The organism is Aeromonas sp. 5HA1, assembly GCF_029237245.1.
Lineage (GTDB): Bacteria > Pseudomonadota > Gammaproteobacteria > Enterobacterales > Aeromonadaceae > Aeromonas > Aeromonas salmonicida.
The window spans coordinates 14,748-40,882 of record NZ_JAACFW010000027.1 but is presented as its reverse complement, the minus strand read 5'-3'; the positions used below and the strand labels follow the sequence as shown (position 1 = coordinate 40,882).

22 protein-coding genes and 1 tRNA gene are annotated in these 26,135 nt (G+C 60.8%); 14 read left to right on the top strand and 9 right to left on the bottom strand.

Annotated elements, in window-relative coordinates; all coding sequences use genetic code 11:
• Positions 1-72: 72 nt before the first annotated feature.
• The 5 genes from GWQ27_RS19550 to GWQ27_RS19530 all read left to right on the top strand — a co-directional run bounded on the left by GWQ27_RS19550 (position 73) and on the right by GWQ27_RS19530 (position 5,787).
• Complete coding sequence (locus GWQ27_RS19550) at positions 73-1,230, top strand: efflux RND transporter periplasmic adaptor subunit (protein WP_275908119.1); 1,158 nt, start codon at positions 73-75, stop codon at positions 1,228-1,230.
• 15 nt (positions 1,231-1,245) lie between these two features.
• Positions 1,246-4,374 carry a multidrug efflux RND transporter permease subunit gene (locus GWQ27_RS19545; protein WP_275908118.1) on the top strand — a complete coding sequence of 1,043 codons (3,129 nt, stop codon included), beginning with the start codon at positions 1,246-1,248 and terminating at the stop codon, positions 4,372-4,374.
• 117 nt (positions 4,375-4,491) lie between these two features.
• The gene (locus GWQ27_RS19540; RefSeq protein ID WP_220085146.1) at positions 4,492-4,890 is read left to right on the top strand and encodes a hypothetical protein; all 399 of its coding nucleotides are present in this window, start codon (positions 4,492-4,494) and stop codon (positions 4,888-4,890) included.
• Entirely contained in the window at positions 4,841-5,026 is a 186-nt protein-coding gene (locus GWQ27_RS19535; RefSeq protein ID WP_204356870.1) for a hypothetical protein, read from the top strand. The genes GWQ27_RS19540 and GWQ27_RS19535 overlap by 50 nt, the downstream gene beginning before the upstream one ends.
• 182 nt (positions 5,027-5,208) lie before the next feature.
• Positions 5,209-5,787: a hypothetical protein gene (locus tag GWQ27_RS19530; RefSeq protein ID WP_211183091.1), complete on the top strand. Its 579-nt coding sequence runs from the start codon at positions 5,209-5,211 to the stop codon at positions 5,785-5,787.
• A gap of 99 nt (positions 5,788-5,886) precedes the next feature.
• Here the strand turns inward: GWQ27_RS19530 and GWQ27_RS19525 are convergent.
• Positions 5,887-5,974: transfer RNA gene (locus GWQ27_RS19525), tRNA-Ser, on the bottom strand.
• 185 nt (positions 5,975-6,159) lie between these two features.
• On the opposite strand from GWQ27_RS19525, the gene GWQ27_RS19520 reads away from it, so the two are divergent.
• From GWQ27_RS19520 to GWQ27_RS19510, 3 genes are all read left to right on the top strand, one after another.
• Positions 6,160-6,816, top strand: coding sequence for a Bax inhibitor-1/YccA family protein (locus tag GWQ27_RS19520; RefSeq protein WP_159166169.1), 657 nt, complete (start codon positions 6,160-6,162; stop codon positions 6,814-6,816).
• A gap of 164 nt (positions 6,817-6,980) precedes the next feature.
• Positions 6,981-9,134, top strand: coding sequence for a YccS family putative transporter (gene yccS, locus GWQ27_RS19515; protein WP_275908117.1), 2,154 nt, complete (start codon positions 6,981-6,983; stop codon positions 9,132-9,134).
• 26 nt (positions 9,135-9,160) lie between these two features.
• A complete protein-coding gene (locus GWQ27_RS19510) occupies positions 9,161-9,502 on the top strand; it encodes a TusE/DsrC/DsvC family sulfur relay protein (RefSeq protein ID WP_005310577.1) in 342 nt (113 codons plus the stop codon).
• 57 nt (positions 9,503-9,559) lie between these two features.
• Here GWQ27_RS19510 and dedD read toward each other — a convergent pair whose 3' ends face one another.
• The 7 genes from dedD to GWQ27_RS19475 all read right to left on the bottom strand — a co-directional run bounded on the left by dedD (position 9,560) and on the right by GWQ27_RS19475 (position 18,503).
• A complete protein-coding gene (gene dedD, locus GWQ27_RS19505; RefSeq protein ID WP_275908116.1) occupies positions 9,560-10,312 on the bottom strand; it encodes a cell division protein DedD in 753 nt (250 codons plus the stop codon).
• Positions 10,313-10,514: 202 nt separating this feature from the next.
• Positions 10,515-11,774: a bifunctional tetrahydrofolate synthase/dihydrofolate synthase gene (folC, locus tag GWQ27_RS19500; protein ID WP_275908115.1), complete on the bottom strand. Its 1,260-nt coding sequence runs from the start codon at positions 11,772-11,774 to the stop codon at positions 10,515-10,517.
• A 2-nt stretch (positions 11,775-11,776) separates the two neighbouring features.
• Positions 11,777-12,640 carry an acetyl-CoA carboxylase, carboxyltransferase subunit beta gene (accD, locus tag GWQ27_RS19495; protein ID WP_005310570.1) on the bottom strand — a complete coding sequence of 288 codons (864 nt, stop codon included), beginning with the start codon at positions 12,638-12,640 and terminating at the stop codon, positions 11,777-11,779.
• Positions 12,641-12,759: 119 nt separating this feature from the next.
• Positions 12,760-13,569, bottom strand: coding sequence for a tRNA pseudouridine(38-40) synthase TruA (gene truA, locus GWQ27_RS19490; protein WP_021140877.1), 810 nt, complete (start codon positions 13,567-13,569; stop codon positions 12,760-12,762).
• Positions 13,570-13,735: 166 nt separating this feature from the next.
• Positions 13,736-15,907, bottom strand: coding sequence for a FimV/HubP family polar landmark protein (locus GWQ27_RS19485; protein WP_275908114.1), 2,172 nt, complete (start codon positions 15,905-15,907; stop codon positions 13,736-13,738).
• Positions 15,908-16,185: 278 nt separating this feature from the next.
• Positions 16,186-17,202 carry an aspartate-semialdehyde dehydrogenase gene (locus tag GWQ27_RS19480; RefSeq protein ID WP_275908113.1) on the bottom strand — a complete coding sequence of 339 codons (1,017 nt, stop codon included), beginning with the start codon at positions 17,200-17,202 and terminating at the stop codon, positions 16,186-16,188.
• 167 nt (positions 17,203-17,369) lie between these two features.
• The gene (locus tag GWQ27_RS19475) at positions 17,370-18,503 is read right to left on the bottom strand and encodes a 4-phosphoerythronate dehydrogenase (RefSeq protein ID WP_275908112.1); all 1,134 of its coding nucleotides are present in this window, start codon (positions 18,501-18,503) and stop codon (positions 17,370-17,372) included.
• 370 nt (positions 18,504-18,873) lie between these two features.
• On the opposite strand from GWQ27_RS19475, the gene GWQ27_RS19470 reads away from it, so the two are divergent.
• Complete coding sequence (locus GWQ27_RS19470; RefSeq protein WP_159166162.1) at positions 18,874-19,596, top strand: phosphatase PAP2 family protein; 723 nt, start codon at positions 18,874-18,876, stop codon at positions 19,594-19,596.
• An 84-nt stretch (positions 19,597-19,680) separates the two neighbouring features.
• Here GWQ27_RS19470 and GWQ27_RS19465 read toward each other — a convergent pair whose 3' ends face one another.
• Entirely contained in the window at positions 19,681-20,511 is an 831-nt protein-coding gene (locus GWQ27_RS19465) for a MetQ/NlpA family ABC transporter substrate-binding protein (RefSeq protein WP_059112171.1), read from the bottom strand.
• A 441-nt stretch (positions 20,512-20,952) separates the two neighbouring features.
• Between GWQ27_RS19465 and GWQ27_RS19460 the strand changes: the two genes are divergently transcribed.
• From GWQ27_RS19460 to GWQ27_RS19440, 5 genes are all read left to right on the top strand, one after another.
• Positions 20,953-21,687 (top strand): NYN domain-containing protein, encoded by a 735-nt coding sequence (locus tag GWQ27_RS19460; protein ID WP_059169615.1) that lies wholly within the window; start codon positions 20,953-20,955, stop codon positions 21,685-21,687.
• Between the two features lie 337 nt (positions 21,688-22,024).
• Positions 22,025-22,387 (top strand): hypothetical protein, encoded by a 363-nt coding sequence (locus GWQ27_RS19455; RefSeq protein ID WP_275908111.1) that lies wholly within the window; start codon positions 22,025-22,027, stop codon positions 22,385-22,387.
• Positions 22,388-22,406: 19 nt separating this feature from the next.
• Positions 22,407-22,946 (top strand): hydrolase, encoded by a 540-nt coding sequence (locus GWQ27_RS19450; protein ID WP_275908110.1) that lies wholly within the window; start codon positions 22,407-22,409, stop codon positions 22,944-22,946.
• 432 nt (positions 22,947-23,378) lie between these two features.
• Positions 23,379-25,256, top strand: coding sequence for a S8 family serine peptidase (locus GWQ27_RS19445; protein ID WP_275908109.1), 1,878 nt, complete (start codon positions 23,379-23,381; stop codon positions 25,254-25,256).
• 18 nt (positions 25,257-25,274) lie between these two features.
• A complete protein-coding gene (locus GWQ27_RS19440; protein WP_265462800.1) occupies positions 25,275-25,736 on the top strand; it encodes a hypothetical protein in 462 nt (153 codons plus the stop codon).
• Positions 25,737-26,135 lie beyond the last annotated feature (399 nt).

Sequence of the window (26,135 nt, the reverse complement as noted above, 5' to 3'; positions counted from 1 at the left end):
CTCGCCATAATGGCCACTCGATGCACTCTTCGGTCATATCACACCGGAGAGACGGTTTAACGAGGTGAGTGGATGATGTTTGTCAAACAGCGGTATGCGGGCGCCCTGCTCGCCGTCATTGCCGCATTCGGGTTGGCGGGGTGCGATGTCGCGCCGCAAGAGCAGGAGGCACCCGCCCTGCCTCAGGTGTCGGGGCTGACATTGACTGGTCGGGAGCTTGTCATCAGCGAGGAGCTGCCCGCCCGGGTGGCGGCACTGCGCAGCGCCGACATTCGCGCCCAGATCAGCGGCATAGTCCAGCGCCGCCTGTTCGAGCAGGGCGCCGAGATCAGCGCTGGCACCGTGCTGTTCCAGATAAACCCGGCCCTCTTCAAGGCGGATGTCGACAGCGCCGCCGCCGCATTGCAACGGGCCGAGGCCGTGCTGGCCCGCGCCCGCATCCAGATTGAGCGCCTGAAGCCGCTGCTGCGCACCGACGCCATCAGCCGCCAGACCTATGACGATGCGGTCTCCCAGCGGGATCAGGCGGCCGCCGATGTAGCCCAGGCCAGGGCGACCCTGGCCCGGCACCAGCTGAACCTGCAATTTGCCAGCGTGGAGGCCCCCATCGCCGGACGCATCGATCAGGCGCTGGTGAGTGAAGGGGCCCTGGTGTCGCCCACCGATGCCACCCCCATGGCCAGGATCCAGCAGATTGATCAGGTCTACGTCGATGTGCGCCAACCAGCCTCTGTGCTGGAATCCCTGCGCCAACAGGCTGGCTCAACGGCACCGGAACTGGCGGTGGAGATCCTCGGCAGCAATGGCACACCGCTGGGCATGCATGGGCGCATCCTCTTCTCCGGCATCGAGGTCGATGCCGGGACCGGCGACGTGCTGCTGCGGGTGCTGGTGGACAATCCCGAGAGGCGGCTCTTGCCCGGCCTCTATGTGCAGGCGCGCATCCCCCGGGCCCGCTATGCCAACGCCCTGACCGTGCCCCAGCAGGCGGTAGTTCGCAAATCGGGTCAGACCAGCGTCTGGGTGCTGGATGGCCAGGGGCAGGCACAGCTGGTTCCGGTCAACACCGCTGAACTGGTGAATAGCCAGTACCGCATCGCGTCCGGGCTCAGTGCCGGGCAACAGGTGGTGATCGAAGGGATCGACCGTCTGACCCCGGGGGTTCAGGTCACAGCTTCCCCCTGGCAACCACCCGCTGTCAGCCAACCGGCTGACGGTGGCATTCGCTGAATCGGAGAGTTATCCATGCCGCAGTTTTTTATCCATCGCCCGGTGTTTGCCTGGGTGATCGCCCTGTTCATCGTGCTGGCAGGGGTCATTGCCATCCCCAAGCTCCCCATCTCCCGCTATCCCTCGGTGGCGCCGGTGTCGGTGACCCTCTATGCCACCTATCCGGGCGCCACGCCGCAGACACTGAATGATGCGGTGGTGAGCCTGATCGAGCGCGAGCTGTCGGGAGTGAAGAACCTGCTCTACTTCGAGTCCTCTGTGGACGCCTCGGGCAGCGCGCAGATCACTGCCACCTTCAAGCCGGGCACCGATCCGGAGCTTGCCCAGATGGACGTGCAAAACCGCATCAAGGCGGTCGAGCCTCGCTTGCCACAAGCGGTGCGGCAAACCGGCCTGCAGGTAGAGTCAGCCTCATCCGGCTTTCTGATGATGGTCGGCATGACCTCACCGGATGGCCGCTTCGATGAAGTTGCCCTCAACGACTACATGGCACGCAATATTGTGCAGGAGCTGCGCCGCATCGACGGGGTAGGACGAGTGCAGCTGTTCGGCGCCGAGCAGGCCATGCGCATCTGGGTAGATCCGGCCAAACTCGCCGCCTACGGGCTGACCATCAGCGAGGTGGCACAGGCCATCGAGCAGCAGAACGTCCAGATAGCACCGGGGCGCATCGGCGACGAACCCGCCCTGCCGGGGCAACGCCTGACGGTCCCCCTCACGGTGCAAGGGCAGCTGACGACCCCCGAGGCGTTCGCCGCCATCGTGTTGCGGGCCGGTACCGATGGCGCCAAGCTGGTGCTGGGTGATGTGGCACGGGTCGAGCTGGGGGCGCAATCCTATGCGTTTTCCAACCGCGAGAACGGCGTAGCCGCCACCAGCGCCGCCATCCAGCTCTCCCCCGGTGCCAACGCCGTGCGTACCGCAGATGCAGTGCGCACCCGTCTCGCCCAGCTCGTCCCCACCCTGCCGGCGGGCATGGCCTATTCGATCCCGTTTGACTCAGCCCCCTTCGTCAAGGTATCCATCGAAAAGGTGATCCACACCCTGCTGGAAGCCATGGTGCTGGTGTTCCTGGTGATGTTCCTCTTCCTGCAGAACCTGCGCTGCACCCTGATCCCGGCCATCGTCGCCCCCATAGCGCTGCTCGGCACCTTCGCGGTGATGCTGCTCGCCGGCTTTTCAATCAACTCCCTGACCATGTTCGGCATGGTGCTGGCCATCGGCATCATAGTCGACGACGCCATCGTGGTGGTGGAGAACGTCGAGCGCCTCATGGCCACCCGGGGGTTGTCACCAAAGGAAGCGACCACTCTGGCCATGAAGGAGATCACCGGGGCGGTGATCGGCATCACCCTGGTGCTCACGGCGGTGTTCATCCCCATGGCGTTCGGCAGCGGCTCCGTGGGGGTCATCTACCAGCAGTTCACCCTGTCGATGGCGGTGTCTATCCTCATTTCGGCCTTCCTCGCCCTGACCCTGACGCCGGCGCTCTGCGCCACATTGCTGCGCCCAGTCAGCCCGAGTCATCATGAAAAACGCGGCTTCTTCGGTGCCTTCAACCGGGGCGTCGAGCGACTCACGGCAAGCTACGGTGCGCGGGTGACCCGCCTGGTCGGGCGCAGCGGACGCATGATGGCGGCCTTCGTCGCTCTCTGCGCCGTGCTGGCCATCGCGGCCGCCCAACTGCCCTCCTCTTTCCTGCCGGACGAGGATCAGGGCTACTTCATGACCTCCATCCAGTTGCCGACCGGCGCCACCAGCGAGCGCACCCAGGCCATCATCAAGGAGTTCGAGGCCCATGTGACCTCTCGCGAGGCGCTCGACACCAACCTGGTGGTGCAGGGCTTCAGCTTCTCCGGTGCCGGCCCCAATGCGGCCATGGCCTTCACCATGCTGAAAGACTGGGATCAGCGCCATGGCGCCACGGCTGCCGAAGAGGCAGACCTGGCACAAGCGGCCATGGCAAACATTCCTGAAGGCACGGTAATGAGCCTGTTGCCGCCCGCCATCGACGAGCTGGGCACCTCTTCGGGTTTCACGCTCTTCCTGCAGGACAGAGCCAACCAGGGGGAAACCGCGCTGCTGGCCGCCCAGGCGCAACTGCTGGCGCTGGCCGCCCAAAGCGAGGTGGTAAGCGATGTCTATCCCGACAGCCTGCCCCCCGGCGAGAGCATTCATCTTGAGATCAATCGGCAGAAGGCCGAGGCCATGGGACTCTCGTTCACCAGCGTGAGCAGCACACTGTCGGCCGCTATGGGGTCGCTCTACATCAACGACTTCCCCAACGGCGGGCACATGCAGCAGGTCATACTGCAGGCCGACGCCAAGGCGCGCATGCAGCTTGATGACGTGCTCGGCCTGCGGGTGCGCAATGCCAGCGGCGGCATGGTGCCCCTACGGGAGGTGGTGACGCCAACCTGGCGCCAGTCGCCGCAACAGATGATGCGCTTTGAGGGCTTCCCCGCCGTGCGTCTCTCCGGGAGTGCCGCCCCCAGAGTTTCCAGCGGCGCCGCCATGGCGGCGATGGAGCGACTGGTGGGACAGCTGCCGCCGGGCTTTGCCCTGGCCTGGACGGGGCAATCGCTGCAGGAGCGCCAGTCGGCGGCCCAGGCCCCCATGCTGATGCTGCTGTCGGGGCTTGTGGTGTTCCTGGTGCTGGCCGCGCTCTACGAGAGCTGGTCCATCCCGCTCTCCGTGATGCTGGTGGTGCCGCTGGGCCTGCTCGGTACTGTCGCGGCGGTGATGCTGCGCGGCATGCCCAACGACGTCTTCTTCAAGGTGGGCATGATCACCATCATCGGTCTGTCGGCCAAGAACGCCATCCTCATCGTGGAGTTTGCGCGCCAGTTGCACGCCGAGGGTCGCACGCTGCTTGATGCGGCTGTGACCGCCGCACGCCTGCGCCTGCGCCCCATCCTGATGACCTCGCTCGCCTTCACCCTCGGCGTGGTGCCGCTGATGCTGGCCAGTGGTGCCAGCGCGGAGACCCAGCACGCCATCGGCACCGGCGTATTCGGCGGCATGATCAGCGGCACCCTGCTGGCCATCTTCTTCGTGCCGGTCTTCTTTGTCTTCGTCATCGGCATCCAGGAACGCTTTCAGCTCTGGCGGGCCCGGCGTGCTCAGCAACGGGGGGAGCAATAATGGCCGTGCTCTGCCCCCTGATCCTGTTGTGCGGCCTGAACGAGGGCCGCCAGACAACCGGGGTTAAGGCCAGCGCAGCCAGCCCCCATTCATTGGTCATTACGGAGGAGTCACGCCATGTTTTCTGACGCTCAACGCCGCTGGCTGGTACTGCTGGCCGTCATGCTGGCCTTCCTGCCGGTGGTCATCGACATGACCATACTGCATATTGCAGTGCCTTCGCTGACCCAGACCCTAGGCGCATCCGCTACCGAGGTGCTGTGGATCATCGATATCTATCCGCTGCTGATGCCGGGACTGCTGGTGGCCATGGGCGCTCTGGCGGATCGTATCGGCAACCGGCGTGTGTTGCTCACCGACCGGGCTTGCCATCTTCGGGGTTGCCTCCCTGCTGGCCACCTTTGCGCCGACGCCAGCCATGCTCATCAGTGCACGGGTGCTGCTGGCGTTGGGAGGATAGATGATCATGCCATGCGTGCTTGGCACCATACGGCGCACCTTCGAAGAGGAAAATGAGCGCGCCATGGCGCTGGGCCTGTGGGGAATGGTCAGTGCTGCGGGGGCGGCCGTCGGCGCCACTCACACCCCTGGGATGGCACTCGCCGCGCCGCTCGGTGGCGCCGGGCTACTGACCCTGTTTGCGCGCCTGTAGTTGCGCTCGGCCACCCCCATGCTGGATCTGTCGCTCTTCTCGCGCCCGGCGATCCTCGCAGGGATGATCATGGCGGTGGTGGCAACAGGCGCCCTGGCAGGTGTCGAACTGACGCTGGCGCAGGAGCTGCAATACGTGCTGAGCATCACGCCGCTGCAAGCCGACATATTCATGATCCCATCATGGCCGCAGCCGCCGTGGGCGGCCCGGTCGCGGGTTACCTCTTCAACCTCTGCGGTCTGTGCACCGTCGCCAGTTCATCGCTGGCATTGTCTGCGGGGGCTTTGTGCTATCTGGCGCAAGCCGGCTTTCAAAGCCCGGGTTTCTGGGTACCGACCATGCTGGCCCTGCTGGGGCTAACCCTCAGCATCGGCCTGACGGCCTCTTCCATTGCCATCATGGGATCGGTGGAGGCAGACAAGGGGGTCGCCGCAGGCTCGCTGGAAGCGACCGCCTACGAACTCGGGACCGGGCTCGGGCTCACCTTCTTCGGTGTCTTTATGTCCAGAGTGTTCAGCCGCGCCATCCTGCTGCCCTCCACGCAGGCCGAACCACTCAAGGATCAAGCCGTGCACTCCATCGGCGACAGCTATCTTGTCGCACGGACGCTGGCGGAGCCTCCGGCAACCGCGCTCATCGAGGCAGCGAAAGCCGCCTTCTCAGCAACCCATTCAACCCTGTTGATGAGCACTGCCGGGCTGATGAGCGGCCTTGCCGTGCTCGTTTTCATCATGCTTGGCAGCTATCGAAGAGATGGCTAAGTGAGAGAAAAACCGTTCAGGTCATCAGTCAATGGCGCCGACTTGTGGCACGCGAATACGAAAAAGCCCATCTCATGAAATGAGATGGGCTTCAATGTCTGGCGGAGGAGGTGGGATTTGAACCCACGGATGGTCGCCCATCGCCGGTTTTCAAGACCGGTGCATTCAGCCGCTCTGCCACCCCTCCGAACGGCGTGCATACTACGTCAAGCCCATGTTCATATGCAATACATATTTGTTCTGGGATAGTAGGGGGCAACAGGCTGGGGTGGCGCTTGAAATCAGCGCTCGTCATCCCAACATTGAGTGCATACAATGCGATAACGAAGCGGAATGTACCGCCTCAACCCGGAAATCAAGAGGACACCCAAGATGGATACCCGTTCTATCTATACCGGCACCCAGAGTGCCGCGCGTGATACCAACAAGGTGCTACGCAACACCTATATGCTGCTCTCCCTCACTCTTGGCTTCTCTGCCGTTGTGGCCGGGGTCGCCACCGTGATGAACATGCCGCCCCTGCACTGGGCCGTGTTCCTCATCGGTGTGTATGGCCTGATGTTTCTGACCCAGAAGAACCAGGACAATGGCATGGGCCTGGTGTTCACCTTCGCACTGACCGGCCTGCTTGGCTACAGCCTGGGCCCCATCATCAACATGTACATGAACAATGGTGGTGGCGAGATAGTGATGACGGCGCTCGGCGGCACAGCCTTGACCTTCTTCGGTCTGTCCGCTTATGCCCTGACCACCAAGCGTGACCTCTCTTTTATCGGTGGCATGCTGTTCGTCGGTTTCTGGGTGCTGCTGGTGGCCATGGTCGCCAACATCTTCCTGCAGATGAGCGCCCTGAGCCTGGCCCTGTCCGCCATGTTCATGCTGTTCTCCTCCGGCGCCATACTGCTGACCACCCAGCAGATCATCCGTGGCGGCGAGACCAACTACATCTCCGCCACCGTGACCCTGTATGTCTCCATCTACAACATCTTCCTGAGCCTGCTGAGCCTGCTCGGCGGCAACCGCAACTAATGAAAGACCCCGCTTCGGCGGGGTTTTTATTGGTGCCTGTTTCTGTCAGGATAAGTTGTAAATCAAGGATATGAAGCTAAGCGGCCCTGATCCAAATCAGGGCCGCTTCGTGCTTGGCGGGTTAGTATCCCGTTCTCGTTTCATTCAAGGGTTGCTCTTGTCTCATGCCGATGGATTTCTCTGGCCTGCTGCGCCGACTGCTGACTGACAGTCACATCTACTTCGCCCTCAAGGTCTTGCTGGCCATGGTGGGGCTGCTCGTCTTCACCCTGGCGACCGGCGATATCCAGCTCACGGTGCTGCTCTCCCTCGGGGTGGTGGCCGGTGCCATCGCCGAAACCGACGACAGCCTGTGGGGCCGGGTCAAGAACCTTGCCATGACGCTGCTCTGCTTCCTGTTTGCCTCCCTGTGTGTGCAGTACCTCTTCCCGACCCCCTGGCTGTTTGCCATCGGGCTGGCAGGGTCGACCTTCCTCTTCGTGATGGTGGGGGCGCTCGGTCAGCGCTACGCCACCATCAGCTTCGGCTCCCTGCTTATCGCCATCTACACCATGCTGGGGGCTGCCAAGGCGCCGGATCTCCTCTACCAGCCGCTCGCATTGTGCGCCGGTGCGCTCTGGTATGGCCTGGTCTCCCTCATCTGGCTCTGGCTGCTGCCCTACAAGACGCTGCATGAGCAGCTGGCCCAGAGTTACTTTGCCCTCGGCCGCTATCTGCTCGAAAAATCTCGCTTCTTTCCGGCGGACGAGCATGGCGCCCAGGCCATTCGCCACAATCTGGCCCAGCTCAACATCAATCTGGTCAATGCGCTGACCCTGACCAAATCGGCACTCAACGCCCGCCTCAGCACCCGCCATCAGGCGGCGCCCGAGCTTGCCAGCCTGCTGCGCCTCTATCTGCTGGCACTGGAAATCCAGGAGCGTGCCACCTCCAGCCACTATCCCTACAGCAAGCTGGAAGCCGAGCTCAAGCAGGGTATCGTCCTTGACGGGTTTCAGGAGGTGTTTTTGCAGCTCTCCGAGGCGTGCCAGCGGCTCGGTTACGCCATCCTGGTGCACAAGCCCTACGCCCACAACAAGCGCATCCACTGGACCCTGGAGGCTCTCGGCGATCAGCTGGAGTTCACCCACCTCAAGCAGCACTACCCCAAGACATTGCTGACGCCGATGAAGTTCCTGCGCCGCAATCTGGCCAGCATCAACCAGTTGCTGGGCAGCGCCGAGGAGCTGCAAAATCCGACGCAGGCCCCACAGAGCTTGCCGCCTCTGGCGCGTCCTGTCCGCCTGCCATTGCTGGCTCAGCTCAAGCAGCACCTCAGCCCGAACTCCATGGTGTTTCGCCACGCCCTGCGCCTGTCGCTCGGGTTGGTGGTGGGCTACGGCATACTGCAGGCCTTCAATCTGGACAAGGGTTACTGGATCCTGCTGACGGTGCTGTTCGTCTGCCAACCCAGCTACAGCGCCACCCGTCGCCGGCTGGTACAGCGGATGCTCGGTACCTTCGCCGGCCTGCTGGTAGGCGTCCCCGTGCTCTGGTTGTTCCCCGAATTGCATGTTCAACTGGTGGTAATGGGGCTGGCCGCCTTCCTGTTTTTCACCCAGGTACGCAGCAACTACAGCGCCGCCGTCTGCTTCATCACCCTCTATGTATTGATGGCCTTCAACCTGCTGGACGGCATCGGCTTTGCCATTCTGGGGCCGCGCCTGCTCGACACCTTCCTCGGCTGCCTGCTCTCCTACGCCCTGGTGGCCTGGCTCTGGCCGGACTGGCAGTACAAACGGCTGCCGACGCTTATCGCCAACTCCCTGTCAGCCAACGCCCGCTACTTGGCGGCCGTACTCGCCAGCCTGCAACAGCAAAGGGATGAATCCATCGACTACCGGGTGGCCCGCAAGAGCGCCCATCTGGCCGACAGCGAGCTGGCCATGGCCTGGCAGAGCATGCTGGTGGAGCCGCAAAAGCGTCGCAGCTTCCTCGATCTCTGCTTCACCCTCACCTGGCGCAACCACGCCCTGCTCTCCTACATCTCGGCGCTGGGTGCCCATCGCGACAAGCTGGAGGCCATCGGCGAACTCGATGAGATCAGCCGCCACCTGAGCCATACCCTGGAGCGGGCCGCAGGCCATCTGGCGGGCGAGATACCGGCACAGATCGAAGGGCAGTGCCCCGTCATCACGCCGGACAGCAGCGAGGAGCAGCTGATGCTGACCCAGCAGCTCACCCTGATCAGCCAGCTGGCGGACGAGTTGCTCACCCTGGCCAACGAGAGCCGGTTGCTCACCGGGGGCCAAGGCGCTACCATGCCCGCCCAATCCTGATAGCCCTATTTGCGAGGAGCCCTCTTATGGCTGAGCATCAGCTGGAATTCAACGGCCAAACCATCGAAACCGATGCCAAGGGCTATCTGCTGAACAGCAGTGACTGGAGCGAGGAGCTGGCACAGGTGCTGGCCGAGCAGGAAGGCATAGTGATGGAAGAGCCTCACTGGGAAGTGGTGCGTTTCGTGCGAGCTTTCTATCTGGAGTTCAACACCTCCCCTGCCATCCGTGCTCTGGTCAAGGCGATGGAAAAACAGTACGGCCCGGAAAAAGGCAACAGCCGCTACCTCTACAAGCTGTTTCCTGAGGGGCCAGCCAAACAGGCCACCAAGATAGGCGGCCTGCCAAAACCGGTGAAATGCATCTAAAAAAATACCGCGCCCATCTGTGAAATGAAGCGCGGTATTTTTTATCTCATTGAACTATCAGGGTTTGTAGGCCACAACGGATCCACTGAGTCCTGTCATCTGACCAATCCGGCCCTGCATTCCCTGCAGCTTGGCCCTGGAAACATCCGGCCCGATGAAGACCCGGTTGAGCTGACCCTGCACCGGCGTACGCGGCGAAGTCTGGGCCGAATAGCCCGCCGCCCGCAACTTGCTCACCAGCGCATTGACGCTGTCCACGTTTTTGAAGGCACCAAGCTGCAAGATCCAGCTGCCCTGCGACGAGGCGGCAGGCGCCTGTGACTGCGGCGCCATCTTGCTCGCGATGAGGTCATCCATCGACTTGATCTGGCCGACCTGTGGCTTGGTTTCCACCGGTTTGGGAGCTACCGGCTTTGGCTTGGGTGGCTCCACCGGCTTCTTGGCGATCACTTCGGGCTTGGGCTTGACCACTGGCTGAGCAACAGGCTTGGTAGCTGGCTGCTGTGCCTGCTCCGCCGATGGGTTCTTGTTGGTGGCGAGCGTCACGGGATCCGAGACCTCTTCGACCTGCCACTGCTCGGCGGCAGAGGCCTGCTGTTGGCTGGCCAGGTGTTCCGCCGGCAAGGTACTGGCGGCCGAGACCTGCAATGCCGGCTTGGCGGGTTCAAGCTCGGGACGCAGCGGGATCTTGGCAAACGCCTCGTCTTTTTGCTCCAGCTTGTTGCCATCCATCAGATCCGGCAGAAAAATGACAACCAGGGCCACCAGGATGACGGTGCCTACCAATCTGTTTTGAAACTTCGAAGCCAAGTTAATCCCCACCCATGTTACTTAGAATTAATTGCAATTTTGCGGACATCAATGATGGACGGTCCCTTCAAGCCACTCTGTGTTGAGACTTCGAAGCCAAGTCAACGCCTATACCCATGTTGCTTGGCCGATGGCGCGCCGAAGAAGATTTGGCCCGGCAAAACCAGCCTGAAGCCGTGCCGTTCAACCGGCCCTGTGCCGATCAGGACGCAGTGCCCGCCAGAATGTCGGCGACAGTGTAAAACGAACCAAACACAATGACCATATCATCAGGACTCGATGCGGCCAACGCAGCCTGATAGGCGGCGCTGACATCATCAAAGCGCTGAGCCTGTCCCTTGCCCTCCCCCAGGGCAGCGGCGAGCTGCTCGGCGGTAGCGGCGCGCGGACCGGTGAGGCTGGCCAGGAACCATGCGTCGATCAGACCATCAAGCTCGGCGAGCGAACCCGCCATGTCCTTGTCTTTGAGCATGCCGACCACGGCGCAGCGCTTGCCCTTGCAGGGGATCTGGCGCAACTGGCTGGCAAGGTAGGCCGCCGAATGGGGATTGTGGGCCACATCGACGATGACCAGGGGCTCGCTTTGCAGCCGCTGCATCCGCCCCACCAGCCGGGCATTGGCCAGCCCGTCACGGATTGCAGACTCAGGTAGCGGCAAGCCGAGGGATTCCAGCGCCGCCAGCACGGTTACAGCGTTCATCAGCGGCAGTGCTGGTTTGGGCAGATCCCGCCACTGGTGCAGACCCAGGTAATCCCAGCTGGTCTCATGCTCTTTGCCAGAGAAGTCGACACCGACCTGACGCAGGCAGGCACCTATGCGCTGCGCCTCGCTGGCGATGGTGGCAGGGGGCTTGGGTTCACCGCTGATGGCGGGTTTGCCGGCGCGATACACTCCGGCCTTCTCCACTGCCACCGCTTCGCGGGTATCCCCCAGCCAGTCGCAGTGATCAAGCGCAATGGAGGTGATCATGGCCACATCGGACTCCACCACATTGGTGGCGTCGAGCCGACCACCCAGCCCCACTTCCAGCAGCAGCACATCCGGCGCGGCGCGGCGAAAGAGCCAGAGGCCCGCCAGGGTAGCGAACTCGAAGAAGGTGAGCGCTATTTCGCCGCGGGCCGTTTCCACCTCGGCAAAGGCAGTGCGATGATCGTCGTCGGTCAGCTCTTGTCCATTGATGCGTACCCGCTCGGTAAAGCGCAGCAGATGGGGAGAGGAGTAGACACCGACCTTGTAGCCCGCCGCCATCAGAATGCTGGCCGCCATGGCGCAACTGGAACCCTTGCCATTGGTGCCAGCGACCGTGATCACCTTGAACGGCAACTGGGTGAGGCCCATGCGACGGGCAACGGCACCGACCCGATCCAGCCCCATGTCGATGTTGACGGGGTGGATCTGCTCCAAATAAGAAAGCCAGTCGACCAGCGACCGGCTTTGGGATTGTTGCATGTTTGAACTCATCTTCACTCTTCGATGACGTGAGTATTCAGCATTTTGGCGAGCAGGCTGGCCAAACGGTTACGCATCTCGCGGCGATCTATGATGAGATCGATGGCCCCCTTCTCCAGCAGAAACTCGGAGCGCTGGAAGCCTTCCGGCAGCTTCTCGCGCACTGTCTGCTCGATGACGCGCGGGCCGGCAAAGCCGATCAGCGCCTTGGGCTCGCCCACATTGATATCACCCAGCATGGCCAGACTGGCAGAGACACCACCCATGGTGGGGTCGGTCAGCACAGAGATATAGGGCAGGCCCGCCTTGGTGAGCCTGTCCAGCGCAGCACTGGTCTTGGCCATCTGCATCAGGGAGAAAAGCGCTTCCTGCATGCGAGCACCGCCTGACGCGGAGAAGCAGACCAGACCGCGACCTTCCTTGATGCACTCCTCGACTGCGCGTACGAAACGGGCACCGACCACGGAGGACATGGAGCCACCGATGAAGGAGAACTCGAATGAACAGGCGACGACCGGTACCCCCTTGAGGGTCCCCTTCATCACCACCAGCGCATCTTTCTCTCCCGTCGCTTTCTGAGCGGCGGACAAACGATCCTTGTAGCGCTTGGAATCCTTGAATTTCAAGATATCCTGCGGCTCCAGCTCGGCACCGACTTCGGTGCGGCCCTGCTCATCGAGAAAACTCTCGAGACGGGCACGGGCGCTGATGCGCATATGATGATCACACTTGGGGCACACTTCGAGGTTGCGCTCCAACTCTGCCCGGTAGAGCACCTGTTCACAAGCACTGCACTTGGTCCACACCCCTTCCGGAATGTTGTGACGACGAGGTGTAGTTATCTTGCTCTTGGGAAGGATCTTCTCAAGCCAGCTCATGGAATTCCTTAATGCTTTTGTGCCTGACAAAACGCATCGAGCCTAGATTGTTCAATGACTTAATAGCTCGATGGCAATAAATGACGGATCATTAAACCACAAATTTTCGGGGCCAGTTACTAAAAACTGGTCGTACCCGGTGCCGAGTCCGGCAGCCAGAGCGGGCCGAGCGGCAGCTGTGGCAACGCCAGTTCCGCCGGGTAATCCACGTCAACCAGATAGAGTCCACCGGCCTTGGCGGTCGGCCCGGCCTGGTTGCGATCCTTGGCGGCCAGCAGCTCGGCAATCCACTCCACCGGCTTTAACCCCTGCCCCACCAGTAGCAGGGAACCTGTGATGTTGCGCACCATATGGTGCAAGAAGGCGTTGGCCTTGATGTCGAGCACGATGTAGGGGCCGGAGCGGCTGACGCACAGGTGCGTCACATTGCGCCACGGTGTCTTGGACTGGCACCCTATGGCCCGAAACGAGGTAAAGTCCTGCTCCCCCAGCAGGCATTGACCCGCCTGGTGCATCAACCCTGCATCTATGGTCTCGTGATAATGGCTGACACCGCTGCCGAGAATGGCAGGGCGGTAGTTATGGTTGTAGATGACATAACGGTAGCGACGGGCGGTGGCACTGAAACGGGCGTGGAACGTCTCGTCCACCTCCTTGACCCAACGCACGGCGATATCCGGCGGCAGGTTGGAGTTGAGCCCCAGGGTCCAGGCCGATTCGCTGCGGATGGCGTGGGTATCGAAATGGATCACCTGACCGGTGGCATGCACACCGGCATCGGTGCGACCTGCGCACTGAATGGAAACCGGGTGGTTGGCGATCCGGCTGAGGGCTTTCTCCAGCTCAGCCTGCACGCTGATCACTTCTCGCTGACGCTGCCAGCCGAAATACCGGCTGCCGTCATATTCAATACCTAGGGCGATTCGCATGGGTAACACTTGTCTTATGGTGAAAAGAGGCGATGAAAGAAACGGGGCGGATTATACGCGCTCGGGGTGAAAAGTCCCAAACACCGCAAGCCCGCACGCACAGTCCCCAATAGAGAAGGGCAGCCCGCAGGCTGCCCTTCTCAAGGTCCTAACGCCAGAGAGGCGGTTATCCCAGGCGCTTGAGCAACTTCTCCGCCTCGGCACGCTGGTGATCACTTCCCTGCTCTGCCGCCTCTTGCAGCAGTTCGCGAGCACTGTCTTTGTCGTCGATCTCGAGGTAGGCCCGGGCCAGATCCAGCTTGGCACCCACACCGCCGTCGTCGGCATCCACGTCAAAGCCGGTGGACTCCGGCAGCACCTCGGGGAAACCGTCCAGTCCCACATCCAGCGAGAAGCCCTGATAGGGTTCCTGCTCCGTGGTGGTGGCATCGGCTTCGGCGAGCAGCTTGTCTATCTCGACATAACCACTCTCGTTGGCCTGTTCACGGGGCTTAACATCGCCCTCATGGGATTCCACCTCGGCGAAAGCATCCTCAAAATCGGAGAGTGCCAGCTCGTTGGGATCCAACGCAAGATCCGGTTCCACCGCCTCGGTCGGCGCCAGGCCCAGCTCCGCCAGCATCTCGTCGGCGCTGGTATCGGCGGCGCTCTGTTTCGCACTTTCCTGGTCAGCTTCAGCCTCGGCAAAGGCGCTCTCAAAGTCGCTCAAATCAAAAGCGGCAAGTTCTTCGTCACTGATGGGGGCGTCGGTATCCGGCTGGCCATCATCGTCCGCATCCAGATCCAGATCGGCGGTCAGGTCGGCATCCAGCTCGGCAAACAGCGCCGCCTGCAGTTCCTCTTCACTCATGACCTCATTGCCAGCCTTGGCGGGCGGGTTGAACTCGTTGGCGAGATCAAGATCCGGCTCAACATCGAGTGCAATGGCTTCATCGTCGGCCAGATCCAGGTCTGGCACCAGATCCGGATCACGACCGGCCGCTTTGGGCGCAGGTTCCGCCTCAAAACCGGCCAGCTCCATCTCGCCGTCATCGCTGAACACTATGTCAGCAGGGGCCGCCGGCTCTTCCACCGCCATGTAACCATCCGGGGTGTTGAGATCCGGCATGGGGCGAACCGGCTCGTCATCGGTGATATCGGCGCTGAACAGATCATCAAACTCGCTGTGTTCCTGATCCATCACCATGGAGGTCGATTCGGAGAGGCTCTTCTCCTGCTCTTCCAGCTCGCGGCGGGCACGGGCACGCAGCCAGAGCGTCACCAGCGCCAACACCAGCAACACAGGCAGCAGTATGATCATGGCGAGGTTGAGCGGTGAGGAGAGCAAATCCATCAGCCAGTGCTGCTTGGGTTCAGGCGTCGCCGCGACCGGCGGAACAGGTTTGGTCTTGAGCTCGGCAATTTCTTTTTGCAGCGCTGTCTGCTCCAGCAACTGGGCCTTGAGGGTTTCCACCTCTTCGGTCAGGGATTGCAACCGCAGCTTGAGCCTGTGGTTCATCTCAGTGACCTGACCGAGCTGGGCATTGGCATCTTCCAGCGCCAGTGCCATTTCGGTAGAGGGCTGGCCGACCGGCTTGCCAAGATCAGCAGGCAGCGGTGCAGGGGCGCTGGTAGCGGGTGCCTGGCTTGGTACCGGCTCGGCAACCTTGGCAATCTCTTTCACTTCGGTTGCAGGTTGAGGCGCAGCCACCTTGGGTGCCGGCGCAGGAATGGGCGCAGCTTTGGGTGCCGGCGCAGGAATGGGCGCAGCTTTGGGTACGGGTGCCTTGGCGGGCACGGCAGCAACCTTGGGCGCGGCCGGTTTGGCTGGCTGAGTTTGCTTGCTGGCCAGGTATTTCGGGCTCAGCCCTTTCCAGCTGGCGTTGTCGCTATTGAAACGCTGGCGGGCCTGGGCATCGGTGATGACACTCGCTTCCGCGGCGGTAGGCAGCAGAATGCGGGATCCCACCAGTATGTGGTTGATGTTGCCATCGGCGAAGCTGCGGGGGTTTTTCTCGTAAATCGCCACCATGGTCTGGTAGACGCTGACGCGATTGGAGGGGCGATGTTTGCTCGCCAGACTCCAGAGGGTATCAGTAGGACGGACAGGGCCATAACTGCCGGCATTGCTTGCGACCTGCCGCACAATCGGCTGGGCAGTGGGACGGCTGGGCTGGGACGTGGCGCGGGGAGCGGCGACAGGTTGTGCCAGCGGCTGGGAATTGACGGCAGGCGGAGCCGGTTCATCCGGGCCTTTGAGCTCAACAAAAAAAGGCTCCCGCGCCGGGTCTTCAGCCTGAGCGGTGCCCAGCAGACCCAATGCGAGTAGCATTGCCAATGTTATGCGGGAATGTCCCATTTTCGTTCCTTCGTATGACGGCCCTATCACATTGAAAAATCTGGATAGTTACCCCAAAACAGTCGGTTCAATATAAATCAGGCTCAGGTTGCAAGCCAGCAGTCCGACACATTTAGCACCCAACTTGTTCCTGAGTGTAGGAAAAAACTTAATCAGTTGATATCACGAAAAATTCTCGGGGCCATAGAGTGCGGCCCCGGTCACATCCACACCGCACGCGGGTGGCAAGGGACAGGCCCGATGGAACTTGCCCTCCACCGGGCCGGCAGATCCGCAGATCAGAGGTAATCGCGCACCAGCAGTTCGGCAATCTGCACACTGTTGGTCGCGGCGCCCTTACGAACGTTATCGGCCACGATCCACATATTGATACCGCTGGGGTGAGAAATATCCTGACGGACACGGCCAACCAGCACCTCATCCTTGCCGGTGGCATCGCGCACCGGGGTCGGATAGTCCGTTTCGTCATCGAACAGGGTAACGCCCGGGGCGTTGCGCAGCAGCTCCTTGACCTGATCCGCATCGAGCGGTTGATGCAGCTCGACGTGCACCGCTTCGGCATGACCATAGAAGACGGGCACCCGCACGCAGGTGGGGTTCACGGCTATGCTGGCATCCCCCAGGATCTTCTGGGTTTCCCACACCATCTTCATCTCTTCACGGGTGTAGCCGTTGTCGGTGAAGCTGTCGATCTGCGGAATGAGATTGAAGGCGATCTGCTGCGGGTAGAGGGTCGGCTCCACCGGACGACCGTTGAGCAGCTGCGCGGTCTGGCCGGCCAGCTCGCTTACCCCTTCCTTGCCAGAGCCGGAGACGGACTGGTAGGTCGCCACGTTGATGCGGGCGATCCCGACCTCGTCGTGCAAGGGCTTGAGCGCAACCAGCATCTGGATGGTGGAGCAGTTCGGGTTGGCGATGATGTTGCGATTGCGAAAATCCGCCAACGCGCCCGGATTGACTTCCGGGATCACCAAGGGGATATCTTCGTCGTAACGGAAGCAGGAGGTGTTGTCGATGACGATGCAGCCGTGCTCGGCGGCGATCGGCGCCCATTTGGCAGAAACCTCGGCACCGGCGGAGAAGAGCGCAATCTGCACCTGACTCCAGTCAAACTCTTCCACATCCTTGATTTCAAGATTCTTGCCACAAAAGCGCACCGTATCACCGGCGCTGCGGCTGGATGCCAGCGGATAGAGGGTACCGACCGGGAAGGCGCGCTCCTCCAGAATTTCAATCATGGCCTGACCCACGGCGCCGCTGGCGCCCAATACCGCTACGTTGAATTGCTGACTCACTGATGTTCTCTCCTGTGGTATTGCAAATAGTGCCGGCAACGCACGCTGGCATCACCGTTGGCAGGCGAACCTGCCTGATAGAGGGCTCGGCATGACACCAAGCCAGAGACGGGCGAGGCTGGCGTCGAAGCCGCTTACCCCAGCCGTTTGGATCTGTTGAATCTGGTTTAGCCGGGTTGGACGGTGAAACCGAGCCGGGCCAGGGTATCGCTGGCGAAGGGGCCATTGACGTGCAAAGAGGATAGCTCGCGCCGCTCCGGATAGTGCTTGCGCTGTTCATCGAAACTGCCGGGCAGCTCAATCCGGTTGCGAAAACGGGCATCGTCGCGGCGCACATCGTAAATAAGGTGCACCAGCTGTTTGATAAGCGCCTGATCCGCCGGTTGACCCGGAGTCAGTGCGCGCACCTCGGGGGCGGGCAGCAAGGATTGCAGATCCTGGCGCGCCGTGCGGCCCAACTGCTGACAAAGCGCCTGATAGAGCATCCAGGTGCCACGCGCCTTGCCCTCCAGGCTGTAGCCTGCGATGTGAGGGGTCGCTATCTCGGTATGGGGCACCAGGGCACGCAGTGGCTCTGGCTCCCCTTCCCACACATCCATCACCAGCCGCAGGGGCTCAAGCCCTTGCTGGCGAGCGAGCAGCGCCTGGTTGTCCCACACCTCGCCACGGGAGGCGTTGACGAGGATCTGCCCGGCAGGGCGCGCGGCGATCATCTGCTCATCCAGCAGGTGGAAAGTAGCATCCGGCCCCTCGCGGGTGATGGGCACGTGGAAGCTGACGATGTCGGCACCGAGTGCCGTCTGGTAGTCGACGAATGCGCCTGTCTCGCCTGCCTGCCCGGCGACTCGAGCCCGCGGCGGATCGCAGCGCAGCACCCGCATGCCGAGGGCCTCGGCCTTGAGCGCCACGCATTCACCGGTATTGCCCGCCCCTATGACGGCGAGGCTCATCTCGCTCAAGTTGAGCTCATGACGCTCGGCCAGCACCAGCAGGGCAGAGAGCACATAATCGCCGACCGAATACTTGTTGCAGCCGGGCGCGCTGAAGAAGGGGATGTTGCGCGCCGCCAGCAGCGCCTTGTCTACGTGGTCCGTGCCTATGGTGGCGGTGCCGACGAACCCGAGCCGCGGGCTGGTGGCGAGGAGCTCGGCATCGACCCGGGTCACGGAGCGCACCAGCAGCACGTCGGCATCTTGCAGATCCGCCGCCTGCATCTGTCGTCCCGGCAGGGGGATCACCTCGCCAAATTCGGCAAACAACTCAAGGGCGTGGGGCATATTTTCATCAACGACGATCTTCATCGGGCTCTCTCACTTCGCAACCGGCCACAGGCGCGCCATTCTAGCCCAAACCAGCAGAACTTTCAGATGCTTATTCGCCCATGACCTTTCACCACAATCACTCCGTCCGGCCTGCCCAAACCGACCAGATGTTCAGATGCCTGTTCGCCGACCCTCTTTCACCACCATCGCACCACAGTGCCTGGGCAAACCGCCAAGATGCGCAGATGATGATGACCCCACGCCCGTATTGCCATGTCGGCCCGGGTGACACTCATTTGTAAGCCCATGTTACAGCCAGACCTGCGCGACTTGACCGACCCGCCGAGGCTGGCACAATGATGCCTCTTTTTTCCTGCCCGTTTAACGCGCACCTGTTACGAGCCTTGTTATGCCGACTCATGCCTCTTCGCTACCGCGCCGTCAGGTGCTTGGTTTCAGCGCCGCCCTGATCCTGCCGCTACTGTTGCTGGCCAGCCTGCCCTGGCAACCCTTTATGAGCCAGGCCCTGCAATCGGGCTGGTTGTGGTGGCCCTACGCCCTCACCCGCATGGTGGATGTGCCCGGCATTGCCATCAGCATTGCCGCCCTCCTGCTGCTGACCCGACACAAGCTGACGCTGAGCCTGCCCGCCATGCTGGCACTGGTCTGCGCCCTGTTTGCCATGCTCGCTGGCGACTGGGCCATCAAAAGCATCATCAAGCACCTGACCCAGGAGCCGCGCCCTTATTTGCTCTGGCTGGAGGGCCAGAGTCTGATCCCCGCCATCCAGCAGTTCTACTCAGGCAGTGTCGAGGTACGCAGCGAACAGGTGCATGCGGCGAGCCTCTTGCTGGCCCTGCCCGAATGGCTCACGGACCACTGGCAGGCAGAAGTGAACTACGCCTTTCCCTCCGGCCACAGCATCGCCGCCATGAGTCTCGCCCAGTTCTTCGGCCTGATCTGGCTGGCCCGTGCCCCTTCAGGGGTCTGGCTGCTGCCACTGTGGGCACTGGGCATAGGCCTGTCGCGCATGCTGATCGGCATGCACTGGCCGATGGACGTGCTGGCGAGCGCCCTGCTCGGCAGCCTGACCGCCCTGTTTGCCGCCCGCTGGTGGCTGCGCCGCTACTGACGTCTGTGACCATGCCAACAAAAACGGGCACCTTCTGGTGCCCGTTTTTATTGGTGCGATAACGTCACATACCGATAGCCAGGCTCAGTTGCTGGCACTCTGCCCCTGCCAGCCCTCGGGATACTTGTAACCCACGAAGCGCTTGGCGGCATAGGCCTTGAACTCGGGGGAGTTGTAAGCAGCCGCCACGTCCTTGGCGAATGGCTGATCGGCATCGGCGCTTTTCACCACCACCCAGTTGATGAAGTTGTAGCTGCGCTCGAGGAACAAACCCTCGCTGAACGCAATGCCGCTGGAGGCGGCGAAGTTGCCGTTGATGACGGAGAAGTCCACGTCCTCCCGCGAACGCGGCAGTTGCGCAGCTTCCAGCTGGATCAGCTTGATATTGTGCGGATTTTTCGCCACATCAAACTCGCTCGCCTTGAGCGGATTGATCCCCTCCTTGAGGGTGAGCCAACCCAGATCCTGCAGCATCAGCAGAGCACGCGCCTGATTGGTCGGGTCGTTGGGGATGGCGACAGTGCTCCCCTCTTTCAACGCCTTCAGCTCGCCCAGCTTGCCGGCGTAGAGACCCATGGGTCCGGTCGGCACCTGGGTGATGGGAGCCAGTGACAGGCCCCTGTCTTTTGAAAAACTCTCCAGATAGGGTTTGTGCTGGAAGCAGTTCACATCGAGCGAGCCATCGGCCAGCGCAATATTGGGGGTCACGTAATCGGTGAACTCCACCAGTTTGACCTTGTAGCCCTTGGCCTCCAGCTGCGGCTTGATGGAGTCGGTCACCATGTCGGCAAAGTCCCCGACTGTCGTGCCAATCACTATCTCTTTTTTGACCGGATCGGCGGCAAGAACGGAAAACGGCAGGCTGCTGGCCAGCAGTGCCAGCGCTGAGAGGGTAAAAAAGGAACGACGCTGCATAAGGGACTCCCTGTCAAAATAATCATCAAAAGGTGGCAGGATGACGGCGACGACCACAATGGGCTTCTCGCCATAACCATCTAGCCATCCAAACGGCTAATGCATGCAACCATAACAGAGCCTCTTCCCGTCGCCAAGCAACAAAACAGGGCAAGCTTAACCAGGCAACAGCCAAACCCACACTTCATGCATTGCTAGCCTTGATGCAGAAAATCTTTGATAAACCACACAGTATTGCTTTTGCCCCCTCCCCGAACCGGCCTCAACTGGCTTATTGTGGCCAATTGTCACCACCTCGTTGCAGGCCCTGATTACTGGCGGGCTAGCGCCTTGGCGGATAATCTCTCTTTTGGCAAGACGGGTACGTCGCCACGCCTTTAAAATTAGTATCTACATTCAGAGAACCGGTGTAGCAGGTGACGTTAAATGACAGGAGGTCATTTGAAGGACAAAGAAAAAATTGCTGTATTTATCGATGCAGACAATGCACCTGCCAGCAAGATTGACAGGGTATTGTCCGAGCTGGCTCGTTATGGCGTAGTCAATATCCGCAAAGCTTATGGTAACTGGAAGAATCCGACCCTCAAATCATGGGAGGAAGTATTGCATGAATTTGCCATCCAACCGGTGCAGCAATTTGACTTGGCCAAAGGAAAAAATGCGACCGACATGGCGTTGGTGATTGATGTGATGGATGTGCTCTATACCAAGGATGTAGACGTCATCTGTCTCGTCTCTTCAGACTGTGACTTTACTCCTCTCGTTACTCGCTGCCTCGCAGACGGTAAATTTGTGATCGGATTTGGTGAACGTAAGGCCTCAATGCCATTCGTCAATAGCTGCTCTCGCTTTCTTTATCTTGATACTGAACCTAATGATATAAAAGAAGAACTTCCGATAGCAAAGCAGATCAAGAATATTAAAAGTGATACTCGCCTCATTAATTTGCTACGTCAAGCCATCGATGCGGTTGAGGAGGGAGGTGGTTGGGCAATGCTGGGAGCAATAGGAAATCATATATCAAACCATGCTTCTTTTGATCAACGGAACTACGGCTTTCAAAAACTCAGTGATCTATTCATGGCAATCGACCTGTTCGAGATGAAGAAGACTGACAACTCAGTCTTATGGGTTAGAGATAAGAAACGGGCATCCCAGCTGAACAAACAGAAATGAAATATAAAATCAGCCCCATAAACAAGAGAAACCGTCAACATAGTACATACGCATATCATAAATATATTGTTGCTCGGTCTGGTCAACAGGAAAGCGCCGACAAAATTACCTATCCAGACTACTCATGCATTTTCCATAATGATATTTCCATCACTACATTTACAATTTGAATTACTTTATTTTTGACTGATGCTGGCATTGCCGGTAGGTTTATGGGCCTCATCGACAGGGTGCCGTGACTCATATTTTATACGCCACCATGTCAATAGCGAACAACATGGAAGGCACGCTAAATCACGAGCAGGGAGCAAGACCACACCCTATTCAAGGAGTATTCATGAGCCCCAAACAACAGCTGATCGCCAAAGGCATCTTCATCGCTTCGACGCTTTTTTCTTTGGCCCTGATAGCGTTTGTTGCATGGTCGGTCGTCATGGTCAGCCCGCTGCACCCGGCCGGATCAGCCCCGTCACAGGGGGTCGGCCTCGCACTGGCCATTGGGTTGTTTGTCATGGCATTCAACTATGTAGCTTATCGCGGGCTCACAGAGCCGGTGAAGGGCTTCAAGGTTGTCTTCTGGTGCTTTATTGCGCTGCATCTGTTCGCCTTGCCGATCGGTACCGCCATCGCGCTGACCCTCATCTATTTGTGGAACCAGTCGCGTACATCTGTCATCCGTCCACTGGGCGCCACACTCTGACCTGATCCAAGGAGCCATCATGCTGACCGCCTCTACCACAGGCCTGCTAGTCGTCGATATTCAGGGCAAGCTGGCACGGCTCGTCGAGGAAAGCCCAGCCCTGATTGCCAATAGCGCAAGGCTGGTACAAGGGGCCCAGGCGCTGGGCTTGCCGGTTGTCTGGCTGGAACAGAATCCGGACAAGCTGGGGCCAACGGTGCCCGAGTTGCAGCCGCTGCAGAGCGGTGCCCCCGTGCTGACCAAATTCAGCTTCGGCGCGCTGGGGGAGCCGGCAGTGGCAGCCGCCCTCGCCCGGACCGGCAGACGTCACTGGCTGGTGTGCGGCATAGAGGCTCATATCTGCGTCTACCAAACTGTGCTGGGGCTGCTCGGCAGCGGCGCCGATGTCTCCCTGGTGGTGGATGCGGTGTCGTCCCGCAGCGCCGCCAACCGCGACTTGGCCATCACTCAGCTGGCCACCCGCGGCGCGCGGCTCACCTCGGTGGAAATGTGCCTCTATGAGCTACTGGGGGATTGCCGCCATCCGGCGTTTCGCCCGATCCTGGCCTTGATCAAATAGCGGCTGACCACTCTCGGTCAGCACCTCACACAAACGCGGCGCCACTGGCGCCGTTTTTATTGTCACTTGAGCACAAAACCCGCTGTCGGTATGGCAGGCTTGCCTGCCACATAACGCCAGCTTGGGGATGAGCCATATCAGATCAGGGCCTACTCAAAGCGGCAGCCTCGGCACGACCGCAGCCAGGGTGAATGATGGATTAATAACATGTTGATCTATAAAGATAAATATCAACAACCATCAACTGAGAAAAATTCTCAATACAGCACATAAAGGGATTCGCAGGAACCCCCATATGGTTTGAAACAGATTTGTGATGGGATTTTTTTGAGCCTTATCCCAGAACTGAAATGAGCGCTTTTTGGCTCTGTTTTTCCCGTGTATAGATGCCAGTCGCACCCAGGACGGTGCGATATAAGATGGAGTTTATCAATGAGAAAAACATCGTTGGCGTTGGCAATCTCGGCCCTGATCTCGGCCCTGCCTATCGCTTCAGTTCAGGCTAATGAGAGTTGCACCCCACTCACCGGCAAAGAGGCCGGACTCGATACCGGCCGCAGCAGCGCAGTCCGTTGTCTGCCCGGCATCAATCCCCTGCAGGACCAGCAGTGGCACCTGCTCAACAGCGGCCAGAATGCCTTCAGCACCCGTGGCGGCGTGGCGGGCAATGATCTCAACCTCTGGTGGGCACACCGCACCGAAGTATTGGGTCAGGGCATCAATGTGGCCGTGGTGGACGATGGCCTGGCCATAGCGCACCCGGATCTGGCCGACAATGTGCGCCCGGGTTCACGTAACGTAGTGACCGGCAGCGACGATCCGACTCCGACCGATCCCGACAGTGCCCACGGCACTTCGGTATCCGGCATCATAGCCGCGGTGGACAACAGCATAGGCACCTTGGGGGTAGCCCCTCGCGCCCAGTTGCAGGGCTTCAACCTGCTCGATGACAACAGCCAGCAGCTGCAAAAAGATTGGCTCTACGCCCTTGGCGGCAACGCCGTCACTGCGGACAACCGGGTCTTCAACCAGAGTTACGGCATGAGCATGGTCGATCCAGAAGGGGCCAACGGGCTGGAGCAGGTGCAGCTCGATCGCCTGTTCGAACAGCGGACCCAGCAGGCCCAAGGCGCAGCCTATATCAAGGCAGCGGGCAACGGCTTCAACCGGATTGCTGCCGGCAACTATGTGCTCAACCGCACCGGCAACCTGCCCAAGCTGCCGTTCGAGAACAGCAACATAGACCCCTCCAACAGCAACTTCTGGAACCTGGTGGTGAGCGCCATCAACGCGGACGGGGTGCGTTCTTCCTATTCCAGCGTCGGCAGCAACGTCTTCCTGAGCGCCCCCGGCGGGGAATACGGCACGGATGCGCCAGCCATGGTGACCACGGATCTACCTGGCTGCGACATGGGTTACAACCGGGTGGACGATCCCAGCACCAACCGGCTGCACAACAACCCGCAACTTGATGCCAGCTGCGACTACAACGGCGTGATGAACGGCACCTCCTCGGCCACTCCGAACACCACAGGCGCCATGGCGCTGCTGATGTCCGCCTATCCGGACTTGTCGGTGCGGGATCTGCGCGATCTGCTGGCCCGCAACGCCACCCGGCTCGACGCCAATCAGGGGCCCGTGCAGATAAGTTACACGGCCGCCAATGGTCAGCGCCGCCAGGTGACGGGTCTGGAGGGGTGGGAGCGCAACGCAGCCGGCCTCTGGTTCAGCCCGACCTATGGTTTCGGCCTGGTGGATGTGAACAAGACCCTGGCCAGCGCCGCCAGCCACGAACCGCTGCCGCCACTGGTGCAGCTGCCCTGGCAGAAGGTGACGATACGGGATCGCGCCGTCAGCGCCATCCCGGATGTGGGCAGCAGCCCGACCCGCTCCAGCACGCAGGTCGATCAGCCATTGACGGTCGAGGCCGTGCAGGTGATGGTGAGCCTGGATCACCAGCGGCTGCCCGACTTGCTGATCGAACTGGTCTCGCCATCCGGTACCCGCAGTGTGTTGCTCAACCCCAACAACAGCCTGGTGGGACAATCCCTCGACCGGCAGCAGCTGGGCTATGTGCGCACCAAGGGGCTGCGTGACATGCGCATGCTCTCCCACAAGTTCTACGGCGAACCGGCCCAGGGCGAGTGGCGCCTGGAGGTAACCGACGTGGCCAATGGCAGCCGCAAGGTCTCGCTGCTCGATCGCAGAACCAACACCCGCAGTACCCTGACCGAGCGCAACAACAGCCAGCCGGGTCAACTGCTCGACTGGTCCCTGCGGGTACTCGGTCACGACGCAGCCCGTTCCTGATCACAGAGGAGTCATAACATGAAACACAGCTTACTCAGCCTTGCCCTGGCAAGCCTGCTGGCCTCGGTCTGCGTGCACGCAACGGCCGACGAATCGGTGGTGATCGATGGCAAGCAGTACAACACCATAGAGGTGAATGGCAAAACCTACCTGACGCCGGATAACGGCAGCAAGAAACGGGTCGCCCGCAGTCTGGATGGCAAGGTGCCACAACAGACCCTGCGCAGCGGCGACGTCCTGCTGCAAGGGGTCGCCAGCCCTGAGCTGACCGTCAGCGGTACCCTGCTGGTAGAGACCGATGACAATCAGGCCAAGACGCTGGCGGGTCGCCACGGTCTGCAGTTCAAGCAGAGCAGCGGCGGTATCGCCCTGCTGGAGGCCAAGCCAGGTACGGATCTGAATGCCATCGCCACCCAGCTCAAGCAGCAAGGGGTCAGGGTGCAGATCGAACTGGCCGGAGCACTGAAACAGCCAAAGTGAGCAAGCCCTTGCGCTGACAAGCGCGAGGTATCTTGCACACGCCGAGGGGGCCGCTGGCCCCCTCTCTTCTTGCCCGAGCGCCTGTGCCCTACACCATGCGCCCTGCACCTCGCGGCAAATCGCGACCCAAGCCGGACCGCCCTGTTGCCGCCATCCTCAATGGTCGGCCATCCAGCCTCCCCTTTCCCCTCCCTGCCGCGCAGCCTGTGATGCGACCACTGTCACAACTTGGCCCCCTTGCTCCCAACTGCACATTTCTCGCTCCGCCAAGGCAAGGCACAGTCAGCCCGACTTGCTAACCTGCCTGCGGCTCCGGCCATGGCTGCCCCCTTGCACATGCACCCTGGCCCACCCTGAGCCGTCATCGATATCCATGGGAACCCGCCATCAGAGCGGCCG